The organism is Idiomarina sp. 28-8, assembly GCF_000320945.2.
Taxonomy (GTDB): domain Bacteria; phylum Pseudomonadota; class Gammaproteobacteria; order Enterobacterales; family Alteromonadaceae; genus Idiomarina; species Idiomarina loihiensis.
Genome location: NZ_DF266792.1, coordinates 285,913 through 311,994, shown reverse-complemented (window position 1 = coordinate 311,994; position 26,082 = coordinate 285,913). Strand labels below are relative to the sequence as shown.

General features: G+C 47.0%; 24 protein-coding genes. 15 read left to right on the top strand and 9 right to left on the bottom strand.

What is annotated here, in order from left to right:
* The first annotated feature begins 191 nt into the window (after positions 1-191).
* Positions 192-782, top strand: a complete 591-nt coding sequence (gene plsY / locus RJ32_RS11690) for a glycerol-3-phosphate 1-O-acyltransferase PlsY (protein WP_011235197.1) — start codon at positions 192-194, stop codon at positions 780-782.
* On the opposite strand, the gene tsaD is transcribed toward plsY, so the two are convergent.
* The 3 genes from tsaD to RJ32_RS11675 form a co-directional block, all read right to left on the bottom strand.
* Positions 766-1,800: a tRNA (adenosine(37)-N6)-threonylcarbamoyltransferase complex transferase subunit TsaD gene (gene tsaD / locus RJ32_RS11685; protein WP_011235198.1), complete on the bottom strand. Its 1,035-nt coding sequence runs from the start codon at positions 1,798-1,800 to the stop codon at positions 766-768. The two genes, plsY and tsaD, sit on opposite strands and share 17 nt — an antisense overlap.
* Positions 1,801-1,913: 113 nt before the next feature.
* Positions 1,914-2,954: a phosphodiesterase gene (locus RJ32_RS11680; protein ID WP_034822484.1), complete on the bottom strand. Its 1,041-nt coding sequence runs from the start codon at positions 2,952-2,954 to the stop codon at positions 1,914-1,916.
* On the bottom strand, positions 2,954-3,988 hold the full coding sequence (locus RJ32_RS11675; RefSeq protein WP_034822483.1) for a type IV pilus twitching motility protein PilT: 1,035 nt from the start codon (positions 3,986-3,988) through the stop codon (positions 2,954-2,956). The genes RJ32_RS11680 and RJ32_RS11675 overlap by 1 nt, the downstream gene beginning before the upstream one ends.
* A 36-nt stretch (positions 3,989-4,024) precedes the next feature.
* Between RJ32_RS11675 and RJ32_RS11670 the strand changes: the two genes are divergently transcribed.
* Genes RJ32_RS11670 through RJ32_RS11655 form a run of 4 tightly spaced genes read left to right on the top strand, consistent with a single transcriptional unit; the run spans position 4,025 to position 6,541 of the window.
* Positions 4,025-4,735, top strand: a complete 711-nt coding sequence (locus tag RJ32_RS11670) for a YggS family pyridoxal phosphate-dependent enzyme (RefSeq protein WP_034822480.1) — start codon at positions 4,025-4,027, stop codon at positions 4,733-4,735.
* The gene (gene proC / locus RJ32_RS11665; protein ID WP_011235203.1) at positions 4,735-5,559 is read left to right on the top strand and encodes a pyrroline-5-carboxylate reductase; all 825 of its coding nucleotides are present in this window, start codon (positions 4,735-4,737) and stop codon (positions 5,557-5,559) included. Before RJ32_RS11670 ends, proC begins: the two co-directional genes overlap by 1 nt.
* Positions 5,560-5,567: 8 nt before the next feature.
* Entirely contained in the window at positions 5,568-6,095 is a 528-nt protein-coding gene (locus tag RJ32_RS11660) for a YggT family protein (protein ID WP_034822478.1), read from the top strand.
* A 23-nt stretch (positions 6,096-6,118) separates the two neighbouring features.
* Positions 6,119-6,541 (top strand): DUF4426 domain-containing protein, encoded by a 423-nt coding sequence (locus RJ32_RS11655; RefSeq protein ID WP_034822476.1) that lies wholly within the window; start codon positions 6,119-6,121, stop codon positions 6,539-6,541.
* A 2-nt stretch (positions 6,542-6,543) separates the two neighbouring features.
* Here RJ32_RS11655 and RJ32_RS11650 read toward each other — a convergent pair whose 3' ends face one another.
* Positions 6,544-8,268, bottom strand: coding sequence for a potassium/proton antiporter (locus tag RJ32_RS11650; RefSeq protein ID WP_034822474.1), 1,725 nt, complete (start codon positions 8,266-8,268; stop codon positions 6,544-6,546).
* Between the two features lie 130 nt (positions 8,269-8,398).
* Here RJ32_RS11650 and rdgB point away from each other — a divergent pair, with 130 nt between their 5' ends.
* Positions 8,399-9,010 carry an RdgB/HAM1 family non-canonical purine NTP pyrophosphatase gene (rdgB, locus tag RJ32_RS11645; protein WP_034822472.1) on the top strand — a complete coding sequence of 204 codons (612 nt, stop codon included), beginning with the start codon at positions 8,399-8,401 and terminating at the stop codon, positions 9,008-9,010.
* Positions 9,007-10,158, top strand: a complete 1,152-nt coding sequence (gene hemW, locus RJ32_RS11640) for a radical SAM family heme chaperone HemW (RefSeq protein ID WP_034822471.1) — start codon at positions 9,007-9,009, stop codon at positions 10,156-10,158. The genes rdgB and hemW overlap by 4 nt, the downstream gene beginning before the upstream one ends.
* Positions 10,159-10,175: 17 nt before the next feature.
* Here hemW and trmB read toward each other — a convergent pair whose 3' ends face one another.
* Together trmB and RJ32_RS11630 are read right to left on the bottom strand one after the other, a co-directional pair.
* A complete protein-coding gene (gene trmB / locus RJ32_RS11635) occupies positions 10,176-10,892 on the bottom strand; it encodes a tRNA (guanosine(46)-N7)-methyltransferase TrmB (protein ID WP_034822469.1) in 717 nt (238 codons plus the stop codon).
* A gap of 112 nt (positions 10,893-11,004) precedes the next feature.
* Complete coding sequence (locus RJ32_RS11630; protein WP_034822467.1) at positions 11,005-12,096, bottom strand: OmpA family protein; 1,092 nt, start codon at positions 12,094-12,096, stop codon at positions 11,005-11,007.
* Between the two features lie 115 nt (positions 12,097-12,211).
* Here RJ32_RS11630 and mutY point away from each other — a divergent pair, with 115 nt between their 5' ends.
* The 4 genes from mutY (at position 12,212) to RJ32_RS11610 (ending at position 16,058) form a co-directional block, all read left to right on the top strand.
* A complete protein-coding gene (gene mutY, locus RJ32_RS11625) occupies positions 12,212-13,252 on the top strand; it encodes an A/G-specific adenine glycosylase (RefSeq protein ID WP_011235211.1) in 1,041 nt (346 codons plus the stop codon).
* Positions 13,253-13,263: 11 nt separating this feature from the next.
* The gene (locus tag RJ32_RS11620; protein WP_011235212.1) at positions 13,264-13,536 is read left to right on the top strand and encodes an oxidative damage protection protein; all 273 of its coding nucleotides are present in this window, start codon (positions 13,264-13,266) and stop codon (positions 13,534-13,536) included.
* Positions 13,537-13,692: 156 nt separating this feature from the next.
* Entirely contained in the window at positions 13,693-14,808 is a 1,116-nt protein-coding gene (gene proB / locus RJ32_RS11615; RefSeq protein WP_011235213.1) for a glutamate 5-kinase, read from the top strand.
* Positions 14,805-16,058, top strand: coding sequence for a glutamate-5-semialdehyde dehydrogenase (locus RJ32_RS11610; RefSeq protein WP_011235214.1), 1,254 nt, complete (start codon positions 14,805-14,807; stop codon positions 16,056-16,058). Before proB ends, RJ32_RS11610 begins: the two co-directional genes overlap by 4 nt.
* Before the next feature lie 69 nt (positions 16,059-16,127).
* Here RJ32_RS11610 and RJ32_RS11605 read toward each other — a convergent pair whose 3' ends face one another.
* Both RJ32_RS11605 and RJ32_RS11600 read right to left on the bottom strand, forming a co-directional pair.
* Positions 16,128-18,113, bottom strand: a complete 1,986-nt coding sequence (locus RJ32_RS11605) for a 3-deoxy-D-manno-octulosonic acid kinase (RefSeq protein WP_034822554.1) — start codon at positions 18,111-18,113, stop codon at positions 16,128-16,130.
* Positions 18,114-18,118: 5 nt separating this feature from the next.
* A complete protein-coding gene (locus tag RJ32_RS11600; RefSeq protein ID WP_034822465.1) occupies positions 18,119-18,895 on the bottom strand; it encodes a hypothetical protein in 777 nt (258 codons plus the stop codon).
* Between the two features lie 123 nt (positions 18,896-19,018).
* Here RJ32_RS11600 and RJ32_RS11595 point away from each other — a divergent pair, with 123 nt between their 5' ends.
* Both RJ32_RS11595 and RJ32_RS11590 read left to right on the top strand, forming a co-directional pair.
* Positions 19,019-20,575, top strand: coding sequence for a cryptochrome/photolyase family protein (locus RJ32_RS11595; protein WP_034822463.1), 1,557 nt, complete (start codon positions 19,019-19,021; stop codon positions 20,573-20,575).
* 11 nt (positions 20,576-20,586) lie between these two features.
* The gene (locus RJ32_RS11590; protein ID WP_034822461.1) at positions 20,587-21,123 is read left to right on the top strand and encodes a lipocalin family protein; all 537 of its coding nucleotides are present in this window, start codon (positions 20,587-20,589) and stop codon (positions 21,121-21,123) included.
* On the opposite strand, the gene RJ32_RS11585 is transcribed toward RJ32_RS11590, so the two are convergent.
* Complete coding sequence (locus RJ32_RS11585) at positions 21,120-22,904, bottom strand: DEAD/DEAH box helicase (protein ID WP_011235219.1); 1,785 nt, start codon at positions 22,902-22,904, stop codon at positions 21,120-21,122. The two genes, RJ32_RS11590 and RJ32_RS11585, sit on opposite strands and share 4 nt — an antisense overlap.
* A 343-nt stretch (positions 22,905-23,247) precedes the next feature.
* Here RJ32_RS11585 and RJ32_RS11580 point away from each other — a divergent pair, with 343 nt between their 5' ends.
* Together RJ32_RS11580 and RJ32_RS11575 are read left to right on the top strand one after the other, a co-directional pair.
* Entirely contained in the window at positions 23,248-24,690 is a 1,443-nt protein-coding gene (locus tag RJ32_RS11580; protein WP_034822553.1) for an NAD-dependent succinate-semialdehyde dehydrogenase, read from the top strand.
* Positions 24,687-26,060, top strand: a complete 1,374-nt coding sequence (locus RJ32_RS11575) for an aldehyde dehydrogenase family protein (RefSeq protein WP_034822459.1) — start codon at positions 24,687-24,689, stop codon at positions 26,058-26,060. The genes RJ32_RS11580 and RJ32_RS11575 overlap by 4 nt, the downstream gene beginning before the upstream one ends.
* Positions 26,061-26,082: the final 22 nt, after the last annotated feature.

Here is a 26,082-nt window from a genome sequence, read left to right as displayed (position 1 = left end):
TGCTGTTTTTTTCTTTTTCCCAGTCATAGACACCAATGATGGTTTCTACGGTTAAGCCTTCAATGCTAACGACATCAATATCTGCTTGTTCCATTTGTGTTAACCCGTGGTAATTGCCCAAAAAACCGCTTATTCTAGGGACATTGAGTTTTAATCGCAGTCTACCTTAACCAACGAGGGATTCGTACCCCATGACAGCGCTTACTTTACTGATGATACTTTCAGCCTACCTTCTGGGCTCTATCAGTAGCGCTGTGGTTATCTGCCGGCTTTGGGGCTTACCTGACCCGCGCAAAGAAGGTTCCGGCAACCCCGGAGCCACGAATGTTTACCGGGTTGGCGGAAAAATCCCTGCGTTATTAACTCTTTGGTTTGATGTTTTAAAAGGTATGGTTCCGGTGTGGGGCTCTTACTTTCTCGGCATTGAGCCCTTTTTCCTTGGGCTAATTGCGGTTGCAGCCTGCCTTGGCCATATTTTTCCGCTTTACTTTCATTTTCGTGGCGGCAAAGCTGTTGCTACCGCCTTAGGTGCTATGTTTCCGGTTGCCTGGGAAATGGCGTTGTTGCTCATTGCCACCTGGTTACTGGTTTTCCGTGTCAGCCGGGTATCCTCTTTAGCGGCTTTAGTAACCGTCTGTCTGGCACCCTTTTATGCCTATTGGATAAAACCCCAATACACAGTGCCGGTTATTATGATTTCGCTATTAATACTCTGGCGTCACCAGGCCAATATTCTGCGCTTGTCCTCCGGCGAAGAAAAAGCCTTTAAACGGCGTCGCTAATATTCACCATGGGTTTCAAATCTGTCATCGGCCATCTTGGGTGTGTTTTCACTGCCAATGGCTCACGTTCTCCCGCTTCTAAACGCAGAGCGCCCGCTAAGGCGATCATCGCACCGTTATCAGTACAAAATTCCGTACGCGGGTAAAATATCTGGCCCTTTTGTTTTTCTAATAAAGCTTCAAGTTTTGCGCGTAAATGCTTATTGGCACTGACCCCACCGGCAACGACCAAACGCTTGTAACCGGTTTCTTTTAGCGCCCGGCGACATTTAATCACCAAGGTATCAACCACCGCATCTTCAAATGCCCGCGCAATATCCGCCAGGGTCTGCTCATCACTGTCATTAGCGGCCAGAGTATTAGCCGCAGAAGTTTTCAAACCACTGAAAGAAAAATTAAGACCTGGTCTGTCTGTCATTGGTCTGGGAAAGGTAAAACGATCGCTGTTGCCCTGTTCAGCCAAAGCAGCCAATCGCGGCCCCCCGGGATAATCAAGCCCCATTAGCTTAGCTGTTTTATCAAAAGCCTCGCCTGCGGCGTCGTCTACTGATTCGCCCAGCAAATGATAATCGCCTATACCTTTTACTTGAACCAGTTGAGTATGCCCGCCGGAAACCAACAAGGCGACAAAAGGAAATTCGGGCTGGTTTTCTTCCAGCATAGGCGCCAGCAAATGGCCTTCCATATGATGAACTCCAACCGCGGGTAAATTCCATCCAAAAGCCAGACTACGACCAATACAAGCACCAACTAACAGAGCACCAACCAGCCCAGGCCCCATTGTATAAGCAATACCATCCAGTTGCTGATGCGAAATCCCGGCCTCTTTGAGCGCAGCTTTAATCAACGGTAAGGTCTTGCGCACGTGGTCACGAGATGCCAGCTCGGGCACTACGCCGCCGTAGTCGGCATGCAGTTTCACCTGCGAGTACAACTGGTGGGCTAATAAGCCTTTTTCGGTGTCGTACACCGCAACACCCGTTTCATCACAAGACGTTTCAATACCCAATACCCGCATAATACTAACCAATTCTGCTATTTACCGACAATTGACGCTATTTTACCTGATTTTTATTCGCATGACTCGCTGAAGTTAGAACACTTTTGGGAAAACTAAACACCGTAAACCGCCTAATCTGGTTGTAACTGACTAAGGTTGAGTTTACGAGTATCGAGCGGCCGGCCGTCAACATCGCGGAGTGTTAACTCCAGTTCCGGCTGCTCTTTCCAAATGACTTCAATTTGACCATAACGGCTTTCGGCATATGCTTCACCGTCGCGATAAACAGACGAGTAAGGCGTTTCACCGTCAAAGTTAACAGACCCCGGAGTCACCTGCCAGAGTGGATAAGACAGGAATTCATCTGACTTAGCGAACTCACCAAACAAGCGGCCACCACTGGCCAGCAATAATCCCGAAGGCTTCAGTTCGGTTAGCAGCTCTTTTAAACGATTTTGTTCGCGCAAGTATAGTGCCCAGCTGTCATAGCCGTTAGCAGGAGCTATTACCGGTGTCGCGCTCATAATAATGCGGACTTCGGCAGGCTGTTGTAATTGCTCCGCAAGCCACTGCCATTGTTCATCACCCAGCAAATCGCCCGTATTATTCGACTGATAAGGGCCTAAATCAGCATTAAATCGGCGAGTCTGACGCTCTACCCAGCCCACCTGGCTCAGTGGGTCACGGTTCCAGCGGCCATCCAGAACAATAACCTGCACACGTTGCGGTTCATTCCCAAAAATCACACTCTTCGCAATACCATGGCTTTGAAACAAACGTTCCGAGGTTGCCGGTTCACGCCAGAAAGTCAGAAAGTGGTTGCGAACAGCATAGCGATTCGGGTTATTTTTTCCGCTCTTATCATCCAGACTGTAGTCGTTGCGGTTCCATACCGACATAACCGCAGAGTTGCGCCGCAGAACCCGCGGCCCACGGTACCGGTTAAACACCTCATAGGCATCCAGTAAGTCGTCCATATCACCGGCGTTCTCGTCAATAGTATCGCCCAGGAACACAAAGACTTCAGGCTGCGCATGATTAATCGCATCCCAGACTTCCTGTCGCTTGGTATGGTCAATGCAACAGCCAAAAGCCACTCGTGTTGTCTGCTGTGCAGCTGCGCTAAACGCCCCCCCCAACAACAGAAGCAGCCAAACGACCCGTATTAGCATTAGAAATCCTCTTTAGTCACCGCACAGTGGCGCGCCTCTTCTGCTTCTATATCGCCACGAGCCAGTAATTTCTTGAGCGCCTGATCTAATGTTTGCATGCCCCGCTCTGCTCCGGTTTGGATAGAAGAGTACATTTGCGCCACTTTGTCTTCGCGAATCAAGTTCTTAATAGCGGGCGATGACAGCATAATTTCATGTGCGGCAACACGACCGCCCCCTACTCGTTTCAGCAAGCTCTGCGAAATAACGGCACGCAAAGATTCCGACAGCATAGAACGAATCATGGGTTTATCATCACCCGGAAATACGTCAATAATACGGTCAATGGTTTTTGGCGCAGAGGTAGTATGCAAGGTACCTAAAACTAAGTGCCCGGTTTCAGCTGCCGTCATAGCTAAACGGATGGTTTCTAAATCGCGCATTTCACCCACCAGAATCACATCAGGGTCTTCACGCAGCGCTGAGCGAAGCGCCGCACTAAAACTAAGAGTATCCCTGTGTACTTCGCGCTGACTGACCAGACTTTTTTGATTGTCATGAACAAATTCTATTGGGTCTTCAATGGTCAAAATATGCAACGAGCGGTTTTGGTTCAAATAATTCACCATGGCCGCCAATGTGGTTGATTTACCGGAGCCGGTCGGTCCGGTTACCAACACTAAACCCCGGTTAGCACTGACAATGTCCTTAAAGATTTCCGGAGCATCCAGTTGTTCTAAAGTGGTGACTTCCGCGGGGATCATGCGAAAAGCGGCAGCAATGCCTTTGCGTTGGGTAAACACGTTGGCACGGAAACGCGCGACACCTTCAATTTCAAACGAAAAATCACACTCAAGTTTTTCTTCGAACTCCTGCCACTGACCTTTAGTCATCACCTCAAACAACATGTCTTTCAGCTCATCCGGCTGGTGCTCGGGTTGATTTAGCGGACGAATGTCCCCATCCACTCTAATCATAGGGACACTGCCGGAGGACAAATGTAAGTCCGAAGCATTTTGTTTCACACTGAAGGCCAGTAATTCGTTAACATTCATATATCTTATCCCCGAATAAGTGAGATGACGGTGGCAATGACAACTAAGGTAGCAGAAAAGATAACAAATAATCTCGCGGAAATACGTCAGCAATTGCAGATTTTATCTGAAAAATCGCCACACCAGCAGTCAGTAAAATTGCTGGCGGTGAGTAAAAAGCACTCTTTGGATGCGATAAAAGCCGCTATTGCCGCCGGACAAATGCATTTCGGCGAAAACTATGTTCAGGAAGCCGTTGATAAAATTACTCAGCTAAAAGAACAAACTTCCGAGCCGGTACATTGGCATTTTATCGGCCCGGTTCAGTCGAACAAAACCAAAGACATAGCTCAGCACTTTGGCTGGGTACAAAGCGTGGAGCGGGAAAAAATAGCTCGCCGCCTGAATGAACAGCGCCCAGACAGTCTCGAGCAACTCAACATTTTACTACAGGTGAATATTGACGACGATGACAACAAGTCGGGTCTGGCGCCAGAGCAAGTTGAAGAATTAGCTGAGTATGTGATGAGCTGCTCAAAGCTTAAATTACGCGGCTTAATGACCATACTCAAAGCAGGAACAACGGAAGAACAACGCAAGCAAAGTTTTCAGCACATGTTTCGCCTTTATGAGCAACTGCAACAAACCTATGGAGCGCAAATTGATACCTTATCCATGGGGATGTCAGGTGATATGCGACAAGCAGTGCTTGAGGGTGCTAACATGGTACGTATTGGAACAGCAATTTTTGGAGAACGGGAGTCCTAATGAACGACATTCGGAATATTGCCTTCATTGGCGCAGGAAATATGACACAAAGCATTGTCGGCGGTATGTGTAAAAGCGGTTACCCTGCTGATAAAGTCTGGGTCAGTAACCCAAGTGACGCCAAATTAGAAAAGATGAAGTCCGAACTGGGCGTAAATACCAGTAACGACAATCTGGAAGTGGTGAATAACGCTGACGCTATCGTACTATCGGTTAAGCCTCAGTTAATGGCAGAAGTTTGCGCTCACTTACGTGAAAACGTTCACAACCTGACAGACAAATTGATTATTACCATTGCAGCAGGTATTCGTATTCCAAAATACCGCGAGTATTTAGGCGAAAACATCCGTATTATCCGGGTTATGCCAAATACGCCGTCACTGGTAGGTCAGGGCATGTCAGGTTTAGTTACGGACGATTCCGTTGACGAAGCGGATAAAAACTTTGTAACCGAAGCCTTTAATGGCGTAGGTGAAACTCTCTGGGTTAGTGACGAAGATCAGCTCGATATTCTCGGTGCTGTAGCCGGAAGCGGACCAGCTTACTTTTTCGAGTTTATGGACAGCCTGGCAAAAGCTGCAACAGAGCTTGGTTTTGATGCCGAAAAAGCCCGCGCTATGGTTCAGCAAACCTGTTTAGGTGCCGCTCAAATGGCGAAGGAAAGTGAATTATCACTGGAAGACTTACGCAAACAAGTCACCAGCAAAGGCGGTTCAACGGCCAAGGGTGTTGAAGCTTATCAAGACTCAGACTTACACGGCATTTCGGAAAAAGCGGTTAAAGCCGCGGTTAACCGCAATCAGGAAATGGCGAAACTCTTTTAGGAGTCATTATGAATAACGCCCTTACATTTTTAGTCGCAACCATAATTGATCTTTATCTGATCATTGTCCTGCTGAGACTCTGGATGCAGTTAACTCAGGCTGACTTTTATAACCCGGTCAGTCAATTTATTTATAAGGCAACCCAGCCAGTAGTGGGTCCGTTGCGCAGCTTTATGCCAATGCTGGGCAAGTTGGACACAGCCAGCTTAATTTTTGCGTTAGCATTAGGCATGCTAAAAGTAGCGGCGCTGGTCTGGCTTAACAACTTAGTTGTTGACCCGCTGGTGATTGTTATTCAGGGAATATTAACGGCTGTAAGCAGTTTGCTGTCAATGTTGTTCTGGGTACTGGTTATTCGGGCAATACTCAGCTGGTTCTCACAGGGGTACAACCCGGTAGAAGCCATGCTACATCAAATCACAGAGCCGTTATTAGCGCCTGTACGTAAAATTCTTCCTCCAATTGGGGGCTTAGATTTATCGGTACTGGTTGTCATTATTGCCCTGCAATTTCTACGCATACTCATTGGCGTTTAACGCTACTGGTGGAGGAAAAAGTGATGAGTAAAGCATTCTTTGTTAAAACAGTAATGGTCGTTTCTTTAATATTTTCAGGCATTGTCATGGCTGAACAGAAAGAGACGCTCGGCGACTGGGATGTTCACTACAGCGCTTTTAACTCCACCTCTTTATCTCCCTCTATTGCGACGCAATACGACTTAACCCGCAGCGCATCGAAAGGCGTGCTCAATATTGCGGTATTGGATAAAAACACTCAAAAAGCGCAAACACCCGGGGTAACCGGGCAAGTGGTTAATCCGCTGGGGCAGATACAAGAGCTCGATTTTCAACAGGTGACAGAAGGTGATGCCAGTTATTATCTGGCTCAGTTTGAGTACTCTAATGCTGAAACCCTGCGTTTTACCATTCAGGTTGGTGAGCAACAGTTTAAATTTAACCAGGAGTTCTGGTTAAACGACTAGCTTTAAACCGGCTTAACACCTATCGACTGAATATCACCTTTATCACTGATTTTCCTTACTGTCAGAATGACGTCGCCCAAACGTATATTGTCACCAATAACAACGCGGCGATGGAATTTCTGCGAGAAGTAATCAGCAATAGTGGTACTCAGTAGCGCATCGTCCAGGTTACCCAGAGGATAGAAACTGCCGACATCGGCCAGCGTCAGGTCGCCACGTAAAGTAAAGTCACCAAAGAAGTCTTTCTCCGATACTTTTAAGCCCTTACCTCCTGATGCGAGAATTCTGCTCACTTCATCAATATCGTTTACCGTTGCGGCGACCAGTAGGCCATCACCCTCTTCCACCATAGGCTGAGTTTCTGGCTGTAACCATTCGCCATCGCGAATTAACCCAACAAAAGTAGCCGGAGCCGTTAGTTTTAGCTCCTTCCAGGTATGGTCACAAGCTGGCGAGTTTTTGTCTATTTGATAAAGCCAGACTTCTAACGCTTCCTTGCTGGGAACTGAGGACAGCGGCATACGCTGCTGAGGTTTAGCTTTTAGCGGCACCTCAAGCCCTAACCAACGAGCCACAGGTGCAATACTCCATCCCTGAATAATGAGCGAAATCATCACCACCACAAAGGCAATATCAAAATACAACTCTTGCTCGGGTACGCCACTCAGCCAGGGGAATAACGCCAGTATGATAGGAACAGCGCCTCTTAAACCCACCCAGCTGATAAACACCTGTTCACGCCAGGGAAAGCTAAATGGCAATAAACTAATAACGACAGCTAACGGACGGGCAATAAAAATTAAGGTAAAGGCAATACCCACAGCCAACGGCGCATTAGCCATTAAATGAGAAGGCACAACAAGCAGCCCCAGAATCAGGAACATAGCTATCTGACTTAACCACGCAAGACCATCCTGTACCTGCAGTATATGCACCAGTTGGGGAAGTCGTGCATTACCAATAACAAAACCCATTAAATAGACCGCCAGAAATCCACTGGCATGGAGTTTTGCTGTTAGCGCATAAATGGAAATAGCGCAGGCTACCGCCAGCAATGGAAAGAAGCTAAAACTAAGAGGCAACTTACGTGCCGCAATAATGAATAACCGACCACCTAACCAACCTATGGTCAGACCGCCAATTAACTGCCAGATAATATCCATGCCTACCCAGTACCAGTCTGGGAAGTTGCCATTGGCTACGGCACCGGTCATGGTTAAAGTCAGAATAACGGCCATGGGGTCGTTACTACCCGACTCTATCTCAAGGGTTGATGCAACCCGCTCTTTAATCTGCAATCCACGGGACTGAAATATACCAAACACTGCCGCGGCATCTGTTGAGCTGAGTATAGCTCCCATTAGTAAAGCCGCAGGCCAGGGTAAACCAAACCAATAGACCGCGGCAGAAGCCACCAGAGTGCAGGTTAATGCAACACCTATGGTTGCCAGACTAATAGCCGGCCAAAGTGCCACCCTAAAGCGCTCGGGGTGCGTTCGCATACCACCGTCAAACAAAATAATGACCAAGGCCGCAGAGCCAATAAAAAATGCGACATCCGGGTTATTAAACTCGACACCTAATACACCTTGCTCACCCGCTAACATACCAATTAATAAAAAGGTCAGCAGCACAGGTGCACCCAGCCGGTTGGATGCTACAGCGGCTAAGATACTGACAACCAGCAGCAAGCCACACAATAAAATCAAGGTGTTAGCCGAATCCAAATAGAATCTCCTTATCTTTGTCTCTGCTTGTTCATCATAGCAGATTTCACTTAGCAGCTAATGTTAGATTTCAAATCCGGTTAAAACCCTTTATCCTGTGCCCCTTGATAATTAGGGTACAGGTTCGCTTATGACGTCACAAAAAACCTTAGTGCTGGCTACCGGCAACGCGGGCAAAGTTGCCGAATTACGTCACATGTTAAGTCAGACACATGGTACCGCCGACTGGCAAGTTCGCCCGCAGTCAGAATGGGACTTCGCCGAGGCTGATGAAACCGGCACCACTTTTGTTGAAAATGCCATTATAAAAGCTCGCCACGCGTGTCAGCAAACGGGGTTACCTGCTATTGCTGATGACTCAGGTCTGGCTGTTACTGCTTTAAATGGTGCTCCGGGCGTTTACTCGGCCCGCTACGCTGGCAGCAACGCCTCTGATTCCGACAACATACATAAATTACTGCAAGCCTTAGAGGGCATTGAAGAAAGTCAGCGTCAGGCCAGTTTTCATTGCGTACTGGTTTATATGCAAAGTGCAGAAGATCCGACACCAATCATCTGCCAGGGCCGCTGGGACGGACACATATTAACCAAGCCGGTTGGAGAAGAAGGTTTCGGCTACGATCCAGTATTTTGGGTTAAAGAAAAAAACTGTTCCGCAGCGCAATTAAGCAAGACAGAAAAACAAGGACTTAGCCACCGCGGACAGGCGTTAAAGTTACTACTTGAGCAGTTGGCTGAATGACTTCTCCTCTGACGCTTCCGCCGCTGTCTCTGTATATACACATTCCATGGTGTATTCAGAAGTGCCCTTATTGTGATTTTAATTCACATAAACTGACCGGAGATGTACCTGAAGCAAGTTATGTCGGCCGTCTTTTAGAAGACTTACGAGCCGACATTGACTGGGTTCAGGGCCGGGAAATTCAGTCAATATTTATCGGCGGAGGTACGCCGAGTGTATTGTCTGCAAAAGCAATACAGCAGTTAATGGACGGGGTTCGTTCAATCATCGCATTAAGTTCCGATTGTGAAGTGACGATGGAAGCGAACCCGGGAACCTTTGAGACTGAAAAATTCTCTGCTTTCGTTGCTGCAGGCATCAACCGCTTGTCTATTGGCGTTCAGAGCTTACAGGAACATCAGTTACAACGCCTGGGGCGTATTCACAATCCGCAACAGGCAAAGGATGCAGCTGCGCACGCAAGTGAATTACCGCTATCCAGTTTCAATCTCGACCTTATGCATGGTTTACCGGATCAGACCGTAGAAATGGCATTAGACGACCTACGTCAGGTCATTGCCCTGAACCCGCCGCATATCTCCTGGTATCAGTTGACGATTGAGCCTAACACGCTATTTGCGAGCCAGCCCCCGGAACTCCCGGACGACGATACACTGTGGGAAATTTATCAGCAGGGTCATAAACTTCTGGAAGCAGCAGGTTATTCTCAGTACGAAGTGAGCGCTTACGCTAAACCAGGCCATCAGAGCAGGCATAACCGTAACTACTGGCAATATGGCGACTATTTAGGTATTGGTTGCGGAGCCCACAGCAAAGTCACTCTGCCTCAAGAAAATAAAATTCTGCGTTGCGAAAAAGTGAAGCACCCCAAAGGCTATTTAGATTTAACCAAGCCCCTGCGCTATCAATTAAAAGAAGTTGCAGTAGATGACCGCTTGTTTGAGTTTTTCATGAACCAGTTCCGCTTACTGGAGCCAGTTAGTAAAAGTAACTTTGAACAAACCACGGCTCTTTCTGCAGAGGTAGCCTCAAAGCAGTTAACGAAGGCCAAAACTCTGGAGCTTGTAATGGAAGACGAGCTTAACTGGCAACTGACTCAACGCGGCCACCGATTTTTAAACTCGGTTCTGGATACGCTTCTGGATTAACCCAGAAGCGTGGCAGATTAGTTGATTTTAAACTGAAGGTCCCAAACGCCATGGCCTTTTCCTTCTCCCCGGCGTTCAAACTTGGTTTTTGGGCGATTGTCGGGACGTGGTACGTAGTCACCTGAAGACGACAAATTGGTTAACCGGGGTTCGTCATTCAGAACTTCCAGCATATGCTCTGCGTAGTTTTCCCAGTCTGTTGCAAGATGAATGACTCCGTCAGTCTCAATTTTCTGAATTAATAATTGCACAAACTCGGGCTGTACAATGCGTCGTTTATGGTGACGTTTCTTGTGCCAGGGGTCGGGAAAGAAAATTTGAACACAGTTCAGACTTTTATCCGGAATGCACTGTTTTAATACTTCGACCGCGTCTTCATGAAACACCCGAAAATTTTCCACCTCTGCTTCCTCAGCAGCCATAAGGCACGCGCCTATACCGGGTTCATGTACTTCTATGCCAATAAAGTCACGTTCGGGAGCATTAGCTGCCATCTCAACTAGTGAATGGCCCATACCAAAACCAATCTCCAGAGTTACCGGCGCTTGCCGGCCAAACACTGCGCCTAAGTCCAGTCGGCCATTCTCCAGAGTTAAACCTACTGAAGGCCAGAGACGCTCAATTGCAGCAGCCTGCCCTTTTGTCAGTCTTCCTTCTCTTTTCACAAAGCTGCGCACTGTTCTCACATATTTTCCCGCAGCGGCGGCTTCTTCGGCAGTTTTAAAATGGCTCATGACTTTCCTGAAAATGAATAACTTAGCTAATAGCAAAAAAACAGGCCTGAAAAATCAGGCCTGTTTAGAGTAGCGCTATTATCGCTATTTCGAGCAATCAATACAATCGGTATTAACGAGTTTTAGGTACCCGGTTTACGACTTTCAATGTTGCTTCAATGCGACGGTTTTCCTGACGATCAGCAGCGTTGTCTTCGCGAACTTTTGGTTGAGATTCGCCGTGACCTTTAAAGTCAACGCGGCTCTTCTCAATTCCATATCTGTTCACTAGCTCATTAGCGACTGTCTCAGCACGGCGCTCAGATAACCACTGGTTATATTTCGCTTCACCCGTACTGTCTGTATGTCCATGAATGGTAATATCCAGTTGTGGATGTTCCTTCATGAACTCCGCCATGTCTTTTATATCTGACTGCTCACCGCTACGAATTTTAGAAGAGTTAAGGTCGAACTCAACCAACAAATCTTCCGTAATGGTCTCGTTTTCATAAAGAATACAACCAGTCTCATCTACTGAGTAATTTTTAGGTGTATTGGCACATTTGTCTTTTGAATCAACAACGCCATCACCATCAGAATCTACAGGTTTAGACTCCGGCTCAGGTGCCGCTTGTTGAGGCTCCGGACGTGGCTCTGGACGTGTTCTTGGTTCAGGGCTGGTATCGCGACCACCAAAGAACCATTGCAAACCAACGTTTGCGAACATTTCTGTGTAGTCTTCTTCCCAACCACGCTGAGCTCCACCTTCCACACGCCAGGCCAGATTATCGGTTATAAAGCTACGATGACCAAGCGTGACTCGCGCAGCAACATCCGTCACATCACCAATTTCAGTGTTGTTTACACCTAAACCAGCATAAAAGTTGTTGTTGAAGTGGTATAGCGCATCAACACCGTAGCTGTCGCCGTAGGCGTCGCCTGCGCCAACCAGATCGGCTTCCATGTAGTCATAATAAATGCGGGCTTCCCATGCCTCAGTAAACATCATGCCGGCTTCAACGCCTGAAGTAATGGTTTTGAAACCGTCATCAACAGAGAATACTTGACCATTTTTTACCGCAACACGATCATCGTCGGCAGAAAATGCGCCTAAACGCGCGCCCAGATAAAAGTCGTTTTGCTCAACCTCAGTTTGTTGTGCAAAAACTGGAGCGGTTAATCCAGCGGTTAGCAAAGATATAGTGATTAGATTTAAGGTTTTCATTGCAAAGCTCCTTTTAATTGCAATAACAATCATGCTCGGAATATGAGACACTGTGTATGACATAAAGACTAGTACATTTTTTGAATAAGTCATTTTTATTTGCAGAGATTTACAGTTGACTCAGACATTTAGCTCACAGGTTCTCAATTGGTTTCAGCAATACGGGCGCAAGCATCTGCCATGGCAGAAAAACGTCACGCCCTATCGCGTCTGGGTGTCAGAAATTATGCTGCAACAAACCCAGGTCACTACCGTTATTCCGTACTTCGAACGTTTTATGGCAACCTTTCCTACGGTTCAGGAACTGGCCTCAGCCCCACAAGACAAAGTATTGAATTTATGGACTGGATTAGGCTATTACGCAAGAGCCCGGAACCTTCATAAAACCGCAAAACTTGTTTGCACTGAATATAACGGTGAATTTCCAAAAAAAGTTCATGAACTCGAACAATTACCTGGGGTTGGCCGCTCAACAGCGGGTGCAATTCGCTCTCTTGGACATGGTGAGTACGCGCCTATTTTAGATGGCAACGTTAAGCGTGTATTAGCACGCCATTTTGCTGTTTCTGGCTGGCCTGGTAAGGCAGATGTTTTGAAGCAGCTGTGGCAACTGAGCGAACAGTTGACCCCGAAGCAAGACTCCGGCGCATACAATCAGGCAATGATGGATATCGGTGCAATGATTTGCACTCGCAGTAAACCGCTTTGCGAGCAATGCCCTGTCAATAGCACCTGTATTGCCAGAGCAACGGACACAATAGCACAGTATCCGGGAAAGAAGCCGAAAAAGATTAAACCAGTAAAAACAACCCACATGCTGCTTTTTCGGCATAATCATCAGTTCTTGCTGGAGAAGCGCCCCCAGTCTGGTATATGGGGCGGGCTTTGGTGCTTTCCACAATGTGATGAGGAAACGGACATTCCTTCCTTAGCCCAACAATACGGTGTCACTGAACTGGCAAGACAGCAACTGACACCTTTTCGTCATACTTTTAGTCACTTCCACCTGGATTGCAAGCCTCTGCTGATTGATGTCGCTCCCTCTGAGATTTTACTCAACGAAGCTCAACATTTATGGGTAAAGGCTGATACCAATCAGGACTTGGGCTTTGCTGCACCAACCGTTAAACTGATGGAGCAGTTAACTACTAAATAGGTGAACACCGCATGAGCCGCACTGTATTTTGTGAGCATTTTCAAAAAGAAGCCGAAGGCCTCGATTTTCAACTCTACCCCGGCGAGCTGGGCGAGCGTATTTTTAACCATATATCAAAAGACGCCTGGGCTGAGTGGCAAAAGAAGCAGACCATGCTGATAAACGAAAAACGGTTAAACATGATGGATCCGACTGATCGTGAGTTTCTTGAAAAGCAGATGACAGCCTTTTTATTCGAAGGAAAAGCCCCTGAAATTGAAGGCTACACCCCACCAGAGAGTTAATGCATTACATTAACGAATTTCCGGACTTGACTCTTTTTTCTTGTAAATCGAAATTATTGTCTAATATATTGACAATAGGTATGGCTTATGAGCCTCGCTGGAGCTTAGACAGCCAATCTGTTAGACTACTAACGAATTCAACAAAAGGGAGTCTCTATGAAAGCGCCATCCTGGCGAAGAGCCGTACTGAAAGTGGGGAGTGCGCTCATCGCGCCAGATGAAACTGGGGTTAGCACCAAATACCTATTACCCATAGCTCGTTTTATTAACGAGTGCCGAGAACGCGGGCAAGAAGTTGTCTTAGTCTCGTCAGGCAGCGTTGCTGCCGGCCGCAAACATTTTAACTTTGAACACAAGAAAGTACCGGTTGCTGTGCGTAAAGCAATGTCCGCAGTCGGTCAAAATGAAATGATGGGTTACTGGTCACGCTTTTTCGATTCCCCCTGCGCCCAGTTGCTTATGACCCACAGTGACTTACGCGACCGAGCTCGCTACGTCAGCATTAAAAACACCCTAAACAGATTGTTAGAGCACGACATTTTACCGGTGGTAAATGAGAACGATGCTCTTGCTACTGACGAAATGAAAGTGGGTGATAACGACAACTTGTCGGCCATGATCGCGACTTTGGTTGATGCCGACGCGCTGTTTATTTGTTCAGACATCGACGGTCTGTATGACTCAGATCCGAACCTGAATCCGGACGCGAAAAAAATACCGGTGGTTGAACAAATTGACGAAAGCATTTATTCGCTTGCCGGTGGTTCAGTAAGTTCCGTCGGTACCGGGGGAATGCGCACTAAAGTTGAGGCGGCAGAAAAAGCTACTTCACACGGTATCGATACTTACATAGTTAACGGTCGTAAGGGTGAAACTTTTGAATCGTTACTACAGGGGGACATCCCCGGCACATTATTCCGTCGCCAATCTGATCCAATTAGCAATAAAAAGCATTGGTTAAGACATACTCTGGTTGCCCAGGGTGAAATATTGGTTGATGAAGGTGCTGAGAAAGCATTAATTGAGAACGGTGCCTCACTACTGAGTTCAGGCATTGTTGATGTACAAGGTGACTTTGATCGCGGTGACGCCGTGCTGGTTCGCAGCGCCAACGATACTGACGCTATCGCAAAAGGTATTTGTCAGTACAGCGCACATGAACTGATGCATATTAAAGGGCAGCAAACGGAAGATATAGCGGAGAAATTTGGCTATAGCCCAATTACGGAAGTTATTCACCGCGACGATCTAATGATTTTGGAGGATTCATGAGCCAGCAACTAGCAAAAGAAATTTCGCAACGCGCCGCAAAAGCGGCACGCGCTGTAGCAACCTTATCGGAAACGGACAAAAACGCCGTACTTCAAAAAATGGCTGACGCTATTCGCGCACGTCAGGATAAGATTATTGAAGTAAATAAAAAAGATTTGGCCACAGGCAAAGAAAAAGGCCTAAGCGACGCTATGATGGATCGCCTGGAATTAACGCCAGAGCGTGTCGAAGGCATGGCTTCTGCCATTGAAGAGATCATTGCATTGAAAGATCCTGTAGGCGACAGCTACGTTCTCGATGAGCGCCCTAACGGCATGAAAATTGAGAAAATGCGTATTCCTCTCGGCGTTATCTGCATGATTTATGAAGCACGTCCGAATGTCACAGCTGACGCTGGAGCGCTATGCTTTAAGTCTGGTAACGCAGTAATTTTACGTTGTGGCCGGGAAGCCATTGAGAGCAGTAAAGCCATTGCTGAAGCCTTGCACGAAGCTTTAGAAGCCAGCAATCTACCTAAAGACGTTATCACCGTGGTGCCAACACCTGACCGCGAACTGATGACTGAACTTCTGCAACAGAAAGACTATATCGATCTGGTTATTCCTCGCGGCGGTGAAGGTCTGATTCACTTCGTTAGCGATACCAGCAAAATCCCAGTCATTCAACATTACAAAGGTGTTTGCCACCTGTATGTGGATAAAGACGCAGACCTTGATAAAGCTCTGGCAATTTTACTTAACGGTAAAACTCAGCGTACCGGCGTTTGTAATGCGCTCGAAGGTCTACTGGTTCATCAGGACGTTGCTGATAAGTTCTTGCCTATGGCTGCTAAGGCTCTGGCAGAGAAAGACGTAACCATCCACGCCGATAAGCGTTCAGTAAGCTACTTTGATGGCGCTGATGAGATTGCAGACGATGCTTTTGGTGAAGAATACCTGGCTCTTGAGATTGCGGTTCGCACCGTCGACAACTACGAAGGTGCTATTGAGCATATTCAGGAGTTTGGTAGCGGTCATACCGAAGTTATTATCACTGAAAACGATGAAACCGCTAAGCGTTTCATTCGTGAAGTAGATTCAGCCGTTACCATGGCAAATGTCTCTTCTCGCTTCTCTGATGGCGGCCAGTTAGGTTTGGGTGCTGAAATTGGTATCTCCACCAGCAAGCTGCACGCATACGGACCAATGGGTCTTGAGGCACTAACAACTGAAAAATTCGTGGTGACCGGTAACGGTCAGGTTCGCGACTGATTCAGTGCTTAGCGCATTAAAAAGCCCCGGTCACTTCAAGTGGCCGGGGCTTTTTTTATGGCTTAAAACTTAACGACGATAGCCTGTTAATAGTTCTGGCCAGTCACGGGACTCCTTCCAATAGAAGGTTTCATTCTTCTCTTTTTCTTTGCGTAAAGAGCGCAATAGCCGTTGGATATTAGCTTCTTTCCAGTCACCGTTTTCACGGAAGTCGCACTTGTCAAAATCGACAATCCAGGCTTTGTCTTTGTCATCCAGCATAAGGTTGTGACAATTTAAATCTGAATGGTAGACACCGGTATCATGCAATTCTTTAATGACGCTTCCCAACTTTTGCCATAGCTCCGCGGATAGTTTCTTTTCACGCAGTAAGCGAAAAACATCGACAGCCCCCGGAATAACTTCCACCAATATGTCTGCTTTGTAACTAAAAACTGCTGTTTTTTCCATACGAGCGGCTACCGGACGCGGAACGGGCAAACCAATTTCCCGCAGTTTTAGCAGCAAATCAAATTCATGAATTGCCCGGCTTTTTTCCGCCGGCTCACGTAAAAAACGATCTTTATTAATTTTACCAACTAAACCACCACGATAGTAATGCCGCAGTAAAAGTCCCAAATCGCCTTGCTGAATAAACCAGACTGTTGCGCGTCCCGTTGAGTTTCCTGCAATTGACTTTTGTTGCTGCCAATACTGGGCTGTGAAATGTTTATCTTCTATGGTTTCAAAAATATCGCTGTCGTAGCGAATAAGCCCTTGGGGACTCTGCTCTGTTTTTATCATACCGCTTCCTGTCAGAGTATATTCCAGTGCCCGCTTTAATACTCTTAACGTAGCACCCTGGTGCGTTTGTAAAACGCTTTTAGCAGCTTCATGTTGCGCTTTCATGACAGCTGTCTGCTGCATCAACTCCACAGCTTGTTTAATTTCTCCGGCATTATTAACCCACTGAACGGCACCGGCTTTTGCCAGTTCACCATAAACTTGCGGGAAATTGAACACGTGCCGCCCTGACATAACATTGGAGCCAGCAGCTATAACTTCAAGGGGGTTGTGCCCTCCTCGTTCAATAATACTGCCACCGACAAAGCTGGCTGAGGCTAATTGCCCCCAAAGCATCATTTCCCCCATGCTGTCAGCAAGAAAGACATCACAATCTTCAGGTATCGCATTACTCTCGCTTCTGCGGGCAAGCTTAAGCCCGGACTCCCGTATCATTTTTGCTACCACCTCAAATTGCTCAGGGTGTCGCGGGGCAATGATAAGACAGGAATTGGATAAGTCCTGTTGAATCAGTTTATGTGCCTCTAACAGCAGCTCATGCTCGCCCGGATGACTGCTACTGGCAAGCCACACATGTCGCGACGCACAGCTTTGCCGCCACAACAGAGCCTTCTCAATATCTGTGACAGAAAGCTCAATGTCGTATTTTAGGTTTCCGTCCACAAAAAGCACACTATCGGGGACACCTAAAACCTTCATTCTGCGCGCCGTTTCTTTATTCTGAACGGAAACCAGTGTCAGTTGTTTCCAGACCTTCTTCATCAACCAATGAAAACGCCGATAACCTGCCGCTGAGCGAGCCGAAAGTCGCGCGTTTAACAATGCGACAGGAATATTCGCTTTGGAAAATTGGTTCAACATTTGCGGCCAAAGCTCGGTTTCCATTACCCACACGGCTTTAGGTTTAAACTTACGCACAAAACGCTTCGCGGCACCCGGAGTATCTATCGGCCAATAACGGCAACTAACAGTGTCGCCAAAATGCTGCTGGATAAGTTCCCGGGCCGTTGGTGTCATACAGGTAATGAGTATTTTTTGACCTGGCTCCTGACGCAAAAGCTGCTCGATTAACCGTTTCGCCGCTAAGGTTTCACCAACGGAAACACTATGAATAACCAAACAGTCGTGCTGTTTTTTATCAACAGAGCCCAGCGCAAGCCGTTCTGACCAGTTCTGACGGTAGCGACTGTCTTTTCCGCCGCGTAGCCACAACCAGACAAAAACGGCTGGAGTGACCAGCCGTATTAATACTCCGTAGATCCACAATTGCATATCATTTAACGCCAGTATTCGGCTATCCACTTGGTTGGCAGAACCTTACGGTACCACTTGCCGCTTCGGCCTTCCAACGCGTCATCCGGATGCGGCTTGCCGTGGAAAATAATAACTTTTGCTTCTTCCGGAATACGCGGTTCCTGAAAGAAACTAAGCGGAAACGGACGCAGACAATGGCGCTTAAAGCTACGACACCACTTTTCCGGCCAGTACGTCAGCTTGTTTTGGCGATCGACAAAATGGGTAATATATTCCTGCTCATTTCGTACGTCAGCGATAGCCGCTTTCGGATCTTTTTTCAGATGTTCTAACGCGTCTTCATGAGCGCCAATATCAAAACGAAATACCGATGTATTCCCGGTAGCGTCAGATTTATCCCACTCTTTGATCACCATAAACTCACCTTCCGGCTCAAAGAACTCGTCCAGACTACCAACAATAATAATATCCAGATCCAGAAATAAGGTGGGGCCTTCAAGATCATAAAGCGGGTTCGCAAAGCAGGTAAGCTTTAACCAGCCGTGACCTTTTGACCAAGGAACTTGTTCATCAAAGTCTTTAAAGCCAATTTTAGGAATAGCTTTTACTTCAATGTCGTCATTGATACCCTCAAAGTCATCGGTAAAACAGACAAAACGGAACGGGCGACTAAGGTGGCGACTGACCATTGAATGCAACGTATTGACGTAATCGGGGCCATACTTTTTACCCCATTTAATGCAAATGACATTGACCGGTTTTTGCTCTGATGAATTCTCGTTATCCGTTACCTGGCTCATAACTACTCCAATCTGAAACTGAAACTACCGCGCATCATGCCATATTTTGGTGCATTTAGGTATGCCGATCTGAACCGCTGAATAGAACGTAATGAAGCTATCAACCCTAACTCCTCACTGTTTATGAAAATTCATACTCTACGACTCATACTTGGCGACCAACTCAATGCCAGACATTCGTGGTTCAGAGAAAAGGACGCGGGTGTACTTTATGTAATGATGGAGCTCAAACAAGAAACTGATTACGTTGTTCACCATCGGCAAAAAGTATTAGCTTTTTTCGCAGCGATGCGGGCTTTCGGTAACGCTCTGAACACGGCAGGACATCAGGTAAACTATATAAAACTTGATGATGATACTAATGAACAAAGCCTGACTCAGAACCTTCAGCAGTTAATGAAAAAGTACGAAGTGACCACTCTGGAATGTCAGCAACCCGACGAATACCGGCTCGATCATCAACTGAAAAGCTGGGCCGGCGCCAATAACATTCATTTAAACTGGTTTGATACAGAGCACTTTCTTACCGGCCGCAACTCGCTAAAAGAGTATTTCCCCAATAGCGAAAACTACTTAATGGAAACCTTCTACCGAAGGGTACGTAAGCAATACGATATTCTAATGGAGGGAGGACGTCCGACTGGTGGCCGCTGGAATTACGATAAAGAAAACCAGAAAAAGGTTCCCGCAAGTCATGACGTAGAACTGCCTTTAATCTTCTCCAATGACGTATCAGATATAGATGAACTGCTGCGTAGCAGTGAAATTAAAACCATGGGACAAGCGAACGCTGCTCAACTGATATGGCCGGTTAACCGAAAACAGTCTAAACAGTTGCTTGAACATTTTTGTCAATTCGGACTTCCTGATTTTGGTCGTTATCAGGACACCATGGCAACAGAAAACAACGTTGGGAAGGCCCACTGGAGTCTTTATCATTCAAGGCTTTCATTTTCTCTAAACACCAAAATGCTGAATCCGTTAGAAGTGGTTAACGCTGCTATTGATGCCTGGTCGAAAAACAAAGACACCATTTCCCTAGCCCAAATTGAAGGCTTTTGTCGGCAAATTATTGGCTGGCGAGAGTTTGTTCGGGGCATTTACTGGGCGCATATGCCCGACTATAAAAATCTTAACGCACTTAACCACACCAGACCGCTACCGGAGTTTTACTGGACTGCCAATACCAAAATGGCATGTTTGCATTACGCCGTTAGGCAGTCGTTAGACTATGCCTACGCCCATCACATACAGCGGTTAATGGTAACCGGAAATTTCGCTCTGCTGGCCGGCGTATCACCGGACGCTTTGGATGACTGGTATCTTGGTATTTATATTGATGCCATTGAGTGGGTGGAACTGCCCAATACTCGCGGCATGAGTCAGTATGCCGACGGTGGGCTAATAGCAACCAAGCCCTACATTGCCAGTGCCAACTATATGCAAAAAATGGGGCACTATTGTAAAGAGTGCTATTATGATCCGAAGAAGAAAATCGGCGAAAAAGCCTGTCCTTTTAATAGCCTGTACTGGCATTTTATTGAACGTCATAAAGAACGCTTTAAAGACAATCACAGAATGAGCATGATGTATCAGGTCTGGAATAAAAAAACCGAAGAAGAACAGCAGGCGTTAATGAAACAAGCCGAAACTTATTTAGATAATATCAACGAGTTATAAAAGGAAGCACAATGAAAAAATGGATGGTGTCATTATTTTTTACGTTTCTACTGAGTGCCTGTAACTCTCAACCAACGCCGGTAGCCGAAGTTGTTGACGACTTTGAAGCCGAGCGTTACCTGGGAAAATGGTACGAAATAGTCCGCATGCCACACAGCTTTGAAGAAGGCTTGCAGGGTGTTACGGCAGAGTATCGCTTAAATGGTGATGGCACACTGGAAGTGACCAACCGGGGTTATCACACCCAAAATGAAGAATGGCAAACCGCTATTGGATTGGCTGAGCCAGTCGAAAACATGGAGGCCGCATATCAGGTCACCTTCTTCTGGCCCTTTTATGGCGGTTATTACGTAAGTTGGTTAGGTGGTGATTATCAGCAGGCTATAGTAACCAGCGACTCACACGAGTATTTCTGGTTTTTATCGAGAAGTCCTGATGTTTCTCAGGCAGATATTGATTACGCTTTAGCCAAGGCTCATGAGTGGGGATATGACATCGACCAGATGATCACTGTTGATCATCCGGCCGAGTTAAGAGACGCTAATTAACTAAAACGACGCGCAGCGCCCTTACCGGAGTTGCGCTTAGGTCCGCCACGAGCATCGCGGTCACGCGGTGGGCGTGGCGCACGTTTAACTTGCTCATCACTTAGTTCCAGACCCATAGGCTGTTGACGCACACGAGCTTTTTTCAGTACGTGCATAATGTCTTTTGGCATACCTTTTGGTAGCTGCACTAAAGAATGATTATCAAACAACTGAATTTGCCCAATATACTTGCTGTCCATTGATGCTTCGTTAGCAATAGCCCCAACGATGTCACCCGGACGAGCGCCGTGCTCACGGCCTACCTGAATTTTGTAGGTTTCAAAATCGACATCCGCTGCACGACCACCACGTTCGGCACGAGGTTTACGCTTATCGCCACGGTCACTGCGTTCATTACGACCTGAACGTTCACTACGCTCGTTGCGTGCTTCACGTACCGGACGGTCTTCTTTCAGGAACAACGGGCGCTGCTCATTATGCTGAGCCAATAACGCTAAAGCAATTTCTTCAGCACTTAACTCTGACTGTTCCAGCCACTCGCCTAACAGTTTCTCTAGCTTAGGCTTATCGGCGCTTGCAGTTTCAGGAGCCAGTGACGCCTGCAACTTCTCTAACAATTGTTGCTGACGGTACTTGCTCAGTTCATTTGCGTTTGGTACTTCAAAGAACTCAACCGGTGCATTGGTTAAGCGCTCATAGTGACGCAACAAATGACGTTCTTTTGCACGGAAGAAAAGAATCGCTTCACCAGTACGGCCCGCACGACCAGTACGTCCAATACGGTGAACATAAGATTCAGTATCGCTTGGTAAGTCATAGTTAATAACGTGCGTAATTTCAGGAACGTCTAAGCCTCGAGCAACAACGTCGGTCCCTACCAGAATTTCGATGTGTCCACTACGTAACTGACTGACAGTCTGCTCACGCTGAGCCTGGTTCAAGTCACCGCTTAATGGCGCCGCTTTAAAGCCGTTGCGTTGCAATAATTCAGCCACATCCATCGTATCCTGACGGGTACGTACGAAAATCAGTGCGCGCTGATACGGAGTCACTTCTAACAATCGAGTCAGAGCGGTCATTTTCGTCATGCCCTGAACTTTCCATGCTTTCTGCTTAATCGTCGCTTTTTCGCGGGCAATAGCTTCAATCTGAATGTTCAGCGGATCTTTCAGGAAAGTTTTTGCCAGTTTGCGAATTGCATTCGGCATAGTTGCTGAGAATAACGCGCGTTGCGCCGTATTCGGTACAGCTTTTAGAATCGTCTCGATGTCTTCAATGAAACCCATGTTAAGCATTTCATCAGCTTCATCCAGAACGCCCACTTTCAAACCATCTAGTTGCAGGACGTTTTTATTCAATAAGTCGATAAGACGACCCGGGGTACCAACAACAATAGCGGTTCCCTGCTTCAGGGCTTTAACCTGAGGACCAAATGGAGCGCCACCGTAAACGGTTGCTACGCCAACACCACGCATTTTCGCAGCAAAGCCTTCAAGCGCTTCAGCTACCTGAATAGCCAGCTCACGAGTTGGAGTTACGACTAATACTTGAGTTTGCTTAACCGACGCATCAATTTTTGCCAGTGCAGGCAGGCCGAATGCAGCAGTTTTACCGGTACCGGTCTGAGCTTCGCCCAGCACGTCTTGCCCTTCCAGCAATGCAGGAATAGCCTGTAGCTGAATAGGAGTCGGAGTTAAAAACTGCATTGCGTTTAATTGTTCAAGCACAGCACTAGGTAAGGCCATGTCGTTAAACGACAGACCCGTTTGGGTATTTGACATATTTGTCTCACTTTATTCCCGTTTGCCCATTGGCAAACACAATAAAAAAGGGGTTATGGCCCGGCAACAGGAATCAGTGTTCAGTCTCTAAACTGTCTGGACTGGAATCAGGCGCTGCAACCCCACGAATCAAGGGTGACCGCTGCCTCATCAGTTATGCGGTGTTCCTTGAGGAACGGCGGATTATACGTTTTTTTACTCAAAAAGCAATGCCTTTGACCTTTTTTTCACCAAACGCATCTATTTCCGTCAAAATAATCGAAAAAGTTGAACCATTTCTTTTTATATTGCCTACATTATTAGAGTTATTCTCAAATTTGGAGGAATTATGTCAGCACATTCTATGTCATCCCTGACTAAGAAAGACTGCTTTATTGAAGGTCACTGGGTTCCTACGGACAAACGTTTCTCAGTCACTAACCCTGCAACTGGCGAAGTAATAGCCGAGGTTGCTGACGCTGACGAAGATTTAACTCAACGTGCCATAAACGTTGCAGAGACAGCTCTTAAAAGCTGGCGCAAGAAAACCGCCCGTGAACGCGCGATGCTGCTGCGTAAATGGTACGAAGCTATGATGGACAACAAGCAGGCACTGGGTGAATTAATGAGTGCCGAGCAAGGTAAGCCCGTCGCCGAAGCCGTTGGCGAGGTCGAATACGGCGCCAGCTTTGTTGACTGGTTTGCCGGTGAAACTGAACGCATCGATGGCGATATATTACCCAACGCTGATAGCAGTAAGCGTGTAATGGTCACTAAAGAGCCGGTTGGTGTCTGTGCGGCCATTACCCCATGGAATTTCCCCAACGCCATGATCACTCGTAAAATTGCGCCGGCACTGGCAGCGGGCTGCACTATCGTGGTTAAGCCACCGCAATTAACTCCGCTTTCTAGTCTGGCATTAGCCCAACTGGCTAGTGAAGTTGGCATTCCCGACGGCGTTATTAATATTATTCCGACCAGCGATGCTAAAAGTGTAGGTAAACGTCTGGCGACCTCACCACAGGTTCGCAAGCTGTCATTTACCGGCTCTACAGGTGTCGGGAAAATTCTAATGCAGCAATGTTCAGAGCACGTCACAAAATTGTCTCTTGAGCTTGGTGGTAATGCTCCATTCCTGGTCTTTGACGATGCCGATATAGAGCAAGCCGCGGAACAGCTAATAGCCTGCAAATTCCGCAATGGCGGGCAAACCTGTGTTTCAGCGAACAGAATACTGGTACAACAGTCTGTAGCTGAAAAATTTACCGACGCGGTTGTCAGTAAAGTGAAAGCTTTGAAAGTAGGACCAGGTACCGAAGAAAATGTCGACTTAGGTCCGCTTATCGATCAGGATGCTGTCGATAAAGTACAACGTTTAGTGCTCGCTGCTAAATCTGACGGTGCAACCATAGAAACCGGTGGTTCAGTAATGACCGAGTTAGGCGACTTATTCTATGCGCCAACGGTCATTACAGGCGTAACCGAAGAAATGGATATTAGCGAAGAAGAAATCTTTGGTCCGGTAGTAGCTATCAATACCTTTGAAACAGAAGAAGAAGGCATTGAAAAAGCCAACAATACACCATTTGGCCTGGCTTCTTACTTCGCAGCCAAAGACACCGCACGTATTTTCCGCGTAAGTGATGCGCTTGAATACGGCATGGTTGGTGTAAATACTGGTGGCATATCGCACGCTTATAACCCATTCGGTGGCATCAAAGAATCCGGTGTTGGCCGTGAAGGTTCTAAGTACGGTATCGACGAATATCTTGAGTTAAAAACGGTGACTCTTGGCGGACTTGGATGAACCCGTTTGAAAACACACTGAAGCAGTTACAAAGCCACTTCGACAGCGGGCTCACTCGCCCGCTGTCATGGCGTTTAAATCAGCTTAAACAGCTTCAGCGCTTTCTTACTGAAAACGAAAAGTCTTTATTGCAAGCTCTCAAGTCTGATCTCAACAAACACCCTAGCGAAGCGCGTTTAACTGAATTACAGTTCCTCCAAAGTGATATTAAGCAGACAATTAAAGCTCTTCCTAAGTGGAGCAAACCTCGCAAAGTTGGTAATCCTTTACTGGCCTGGCCGGCGAAAAGCCAGCTAGTACCTGAGCCGCTTGGTATTGTGCTGATTTTAGGTGCATGGAACTACCCTTTACAGTTACTTCTCGCGCCTTTAATTGCAGCCATAGCCGCTGGCAACTGTGCCGTCATAAAACCCTCTGAACATGCAATAGCAACAGCAGACCTACTGGCGCGCCGATTACCAGACTACCTGGACAATGCCGCAATAAAGCTCGTGACAGGATCCGTAACGGAGTCACAACAACTGACAGCACTGCCCTTCGATCACATTTTCTATACTGGCGGAGAAAACGCAGCCAAAGCAATTATGGCGTCTGCCGCTGAAAACTTAACCCCGGTTACGCTGGAGCTTGGCGGTAAAAGCCCGGCAGTAGTTTTAACCGACGCACCCATTCAAGTTGCCGCCCGCCGTATTATCTGGGGTAAGTTTCTTAATGCAGGCCAAACCTGTATTGCGCCGGATTATGTGCTGGTAGAGGACAGCGTGAAAGAACCGTTAATTGCCGCCATGCAGCAGGAACTCATCAGTTTTTACGGTGAAGATCCTCAGCACAGCAGTGATTACGGCAGGATCATCCATCAGCAGCACTGGCAGCGTCTGACGCAAATGCTGGAAGGCGAAAACGTGGTTGTCGGCGGCGACTCTGATAAGAGCGAACGTTATATCGCTCCCACAATAGTGGATGGTGTAAAAGACGGCAGTGCGCTCATGCAGGAAGAAATTTTTGGTCCGATATTGCCGATTATAACCATTAAGTCAGCAGCAGACGCCATTGAGGAAATCCGCCGCCATCCAAAACCACTAGCGCTCTACGCGTTTAGCAACAATCAGCGCCTGCTCGATTTATTTACACAACAAGTGTCTGCCGGCAATGTTTGTTACAACGACACACTCATGTTCATGCTGAACGACGAATTGCCTTTTGGTGGCGTTGGTCGCAGCGGTATGGGCCGCTACCATGGTAAATGGGGCTTCGATACCTTCAGCCACTTAAAACCCGTGATGAAACGCAGTTTTCGCTTTGACGTCGCTTTACACTACCCACCCTACAACAAGTTAAAAGATAAAATCTTATCCTGGTTTAGTCATTAACCATTGAAATTACGCGTTCGCG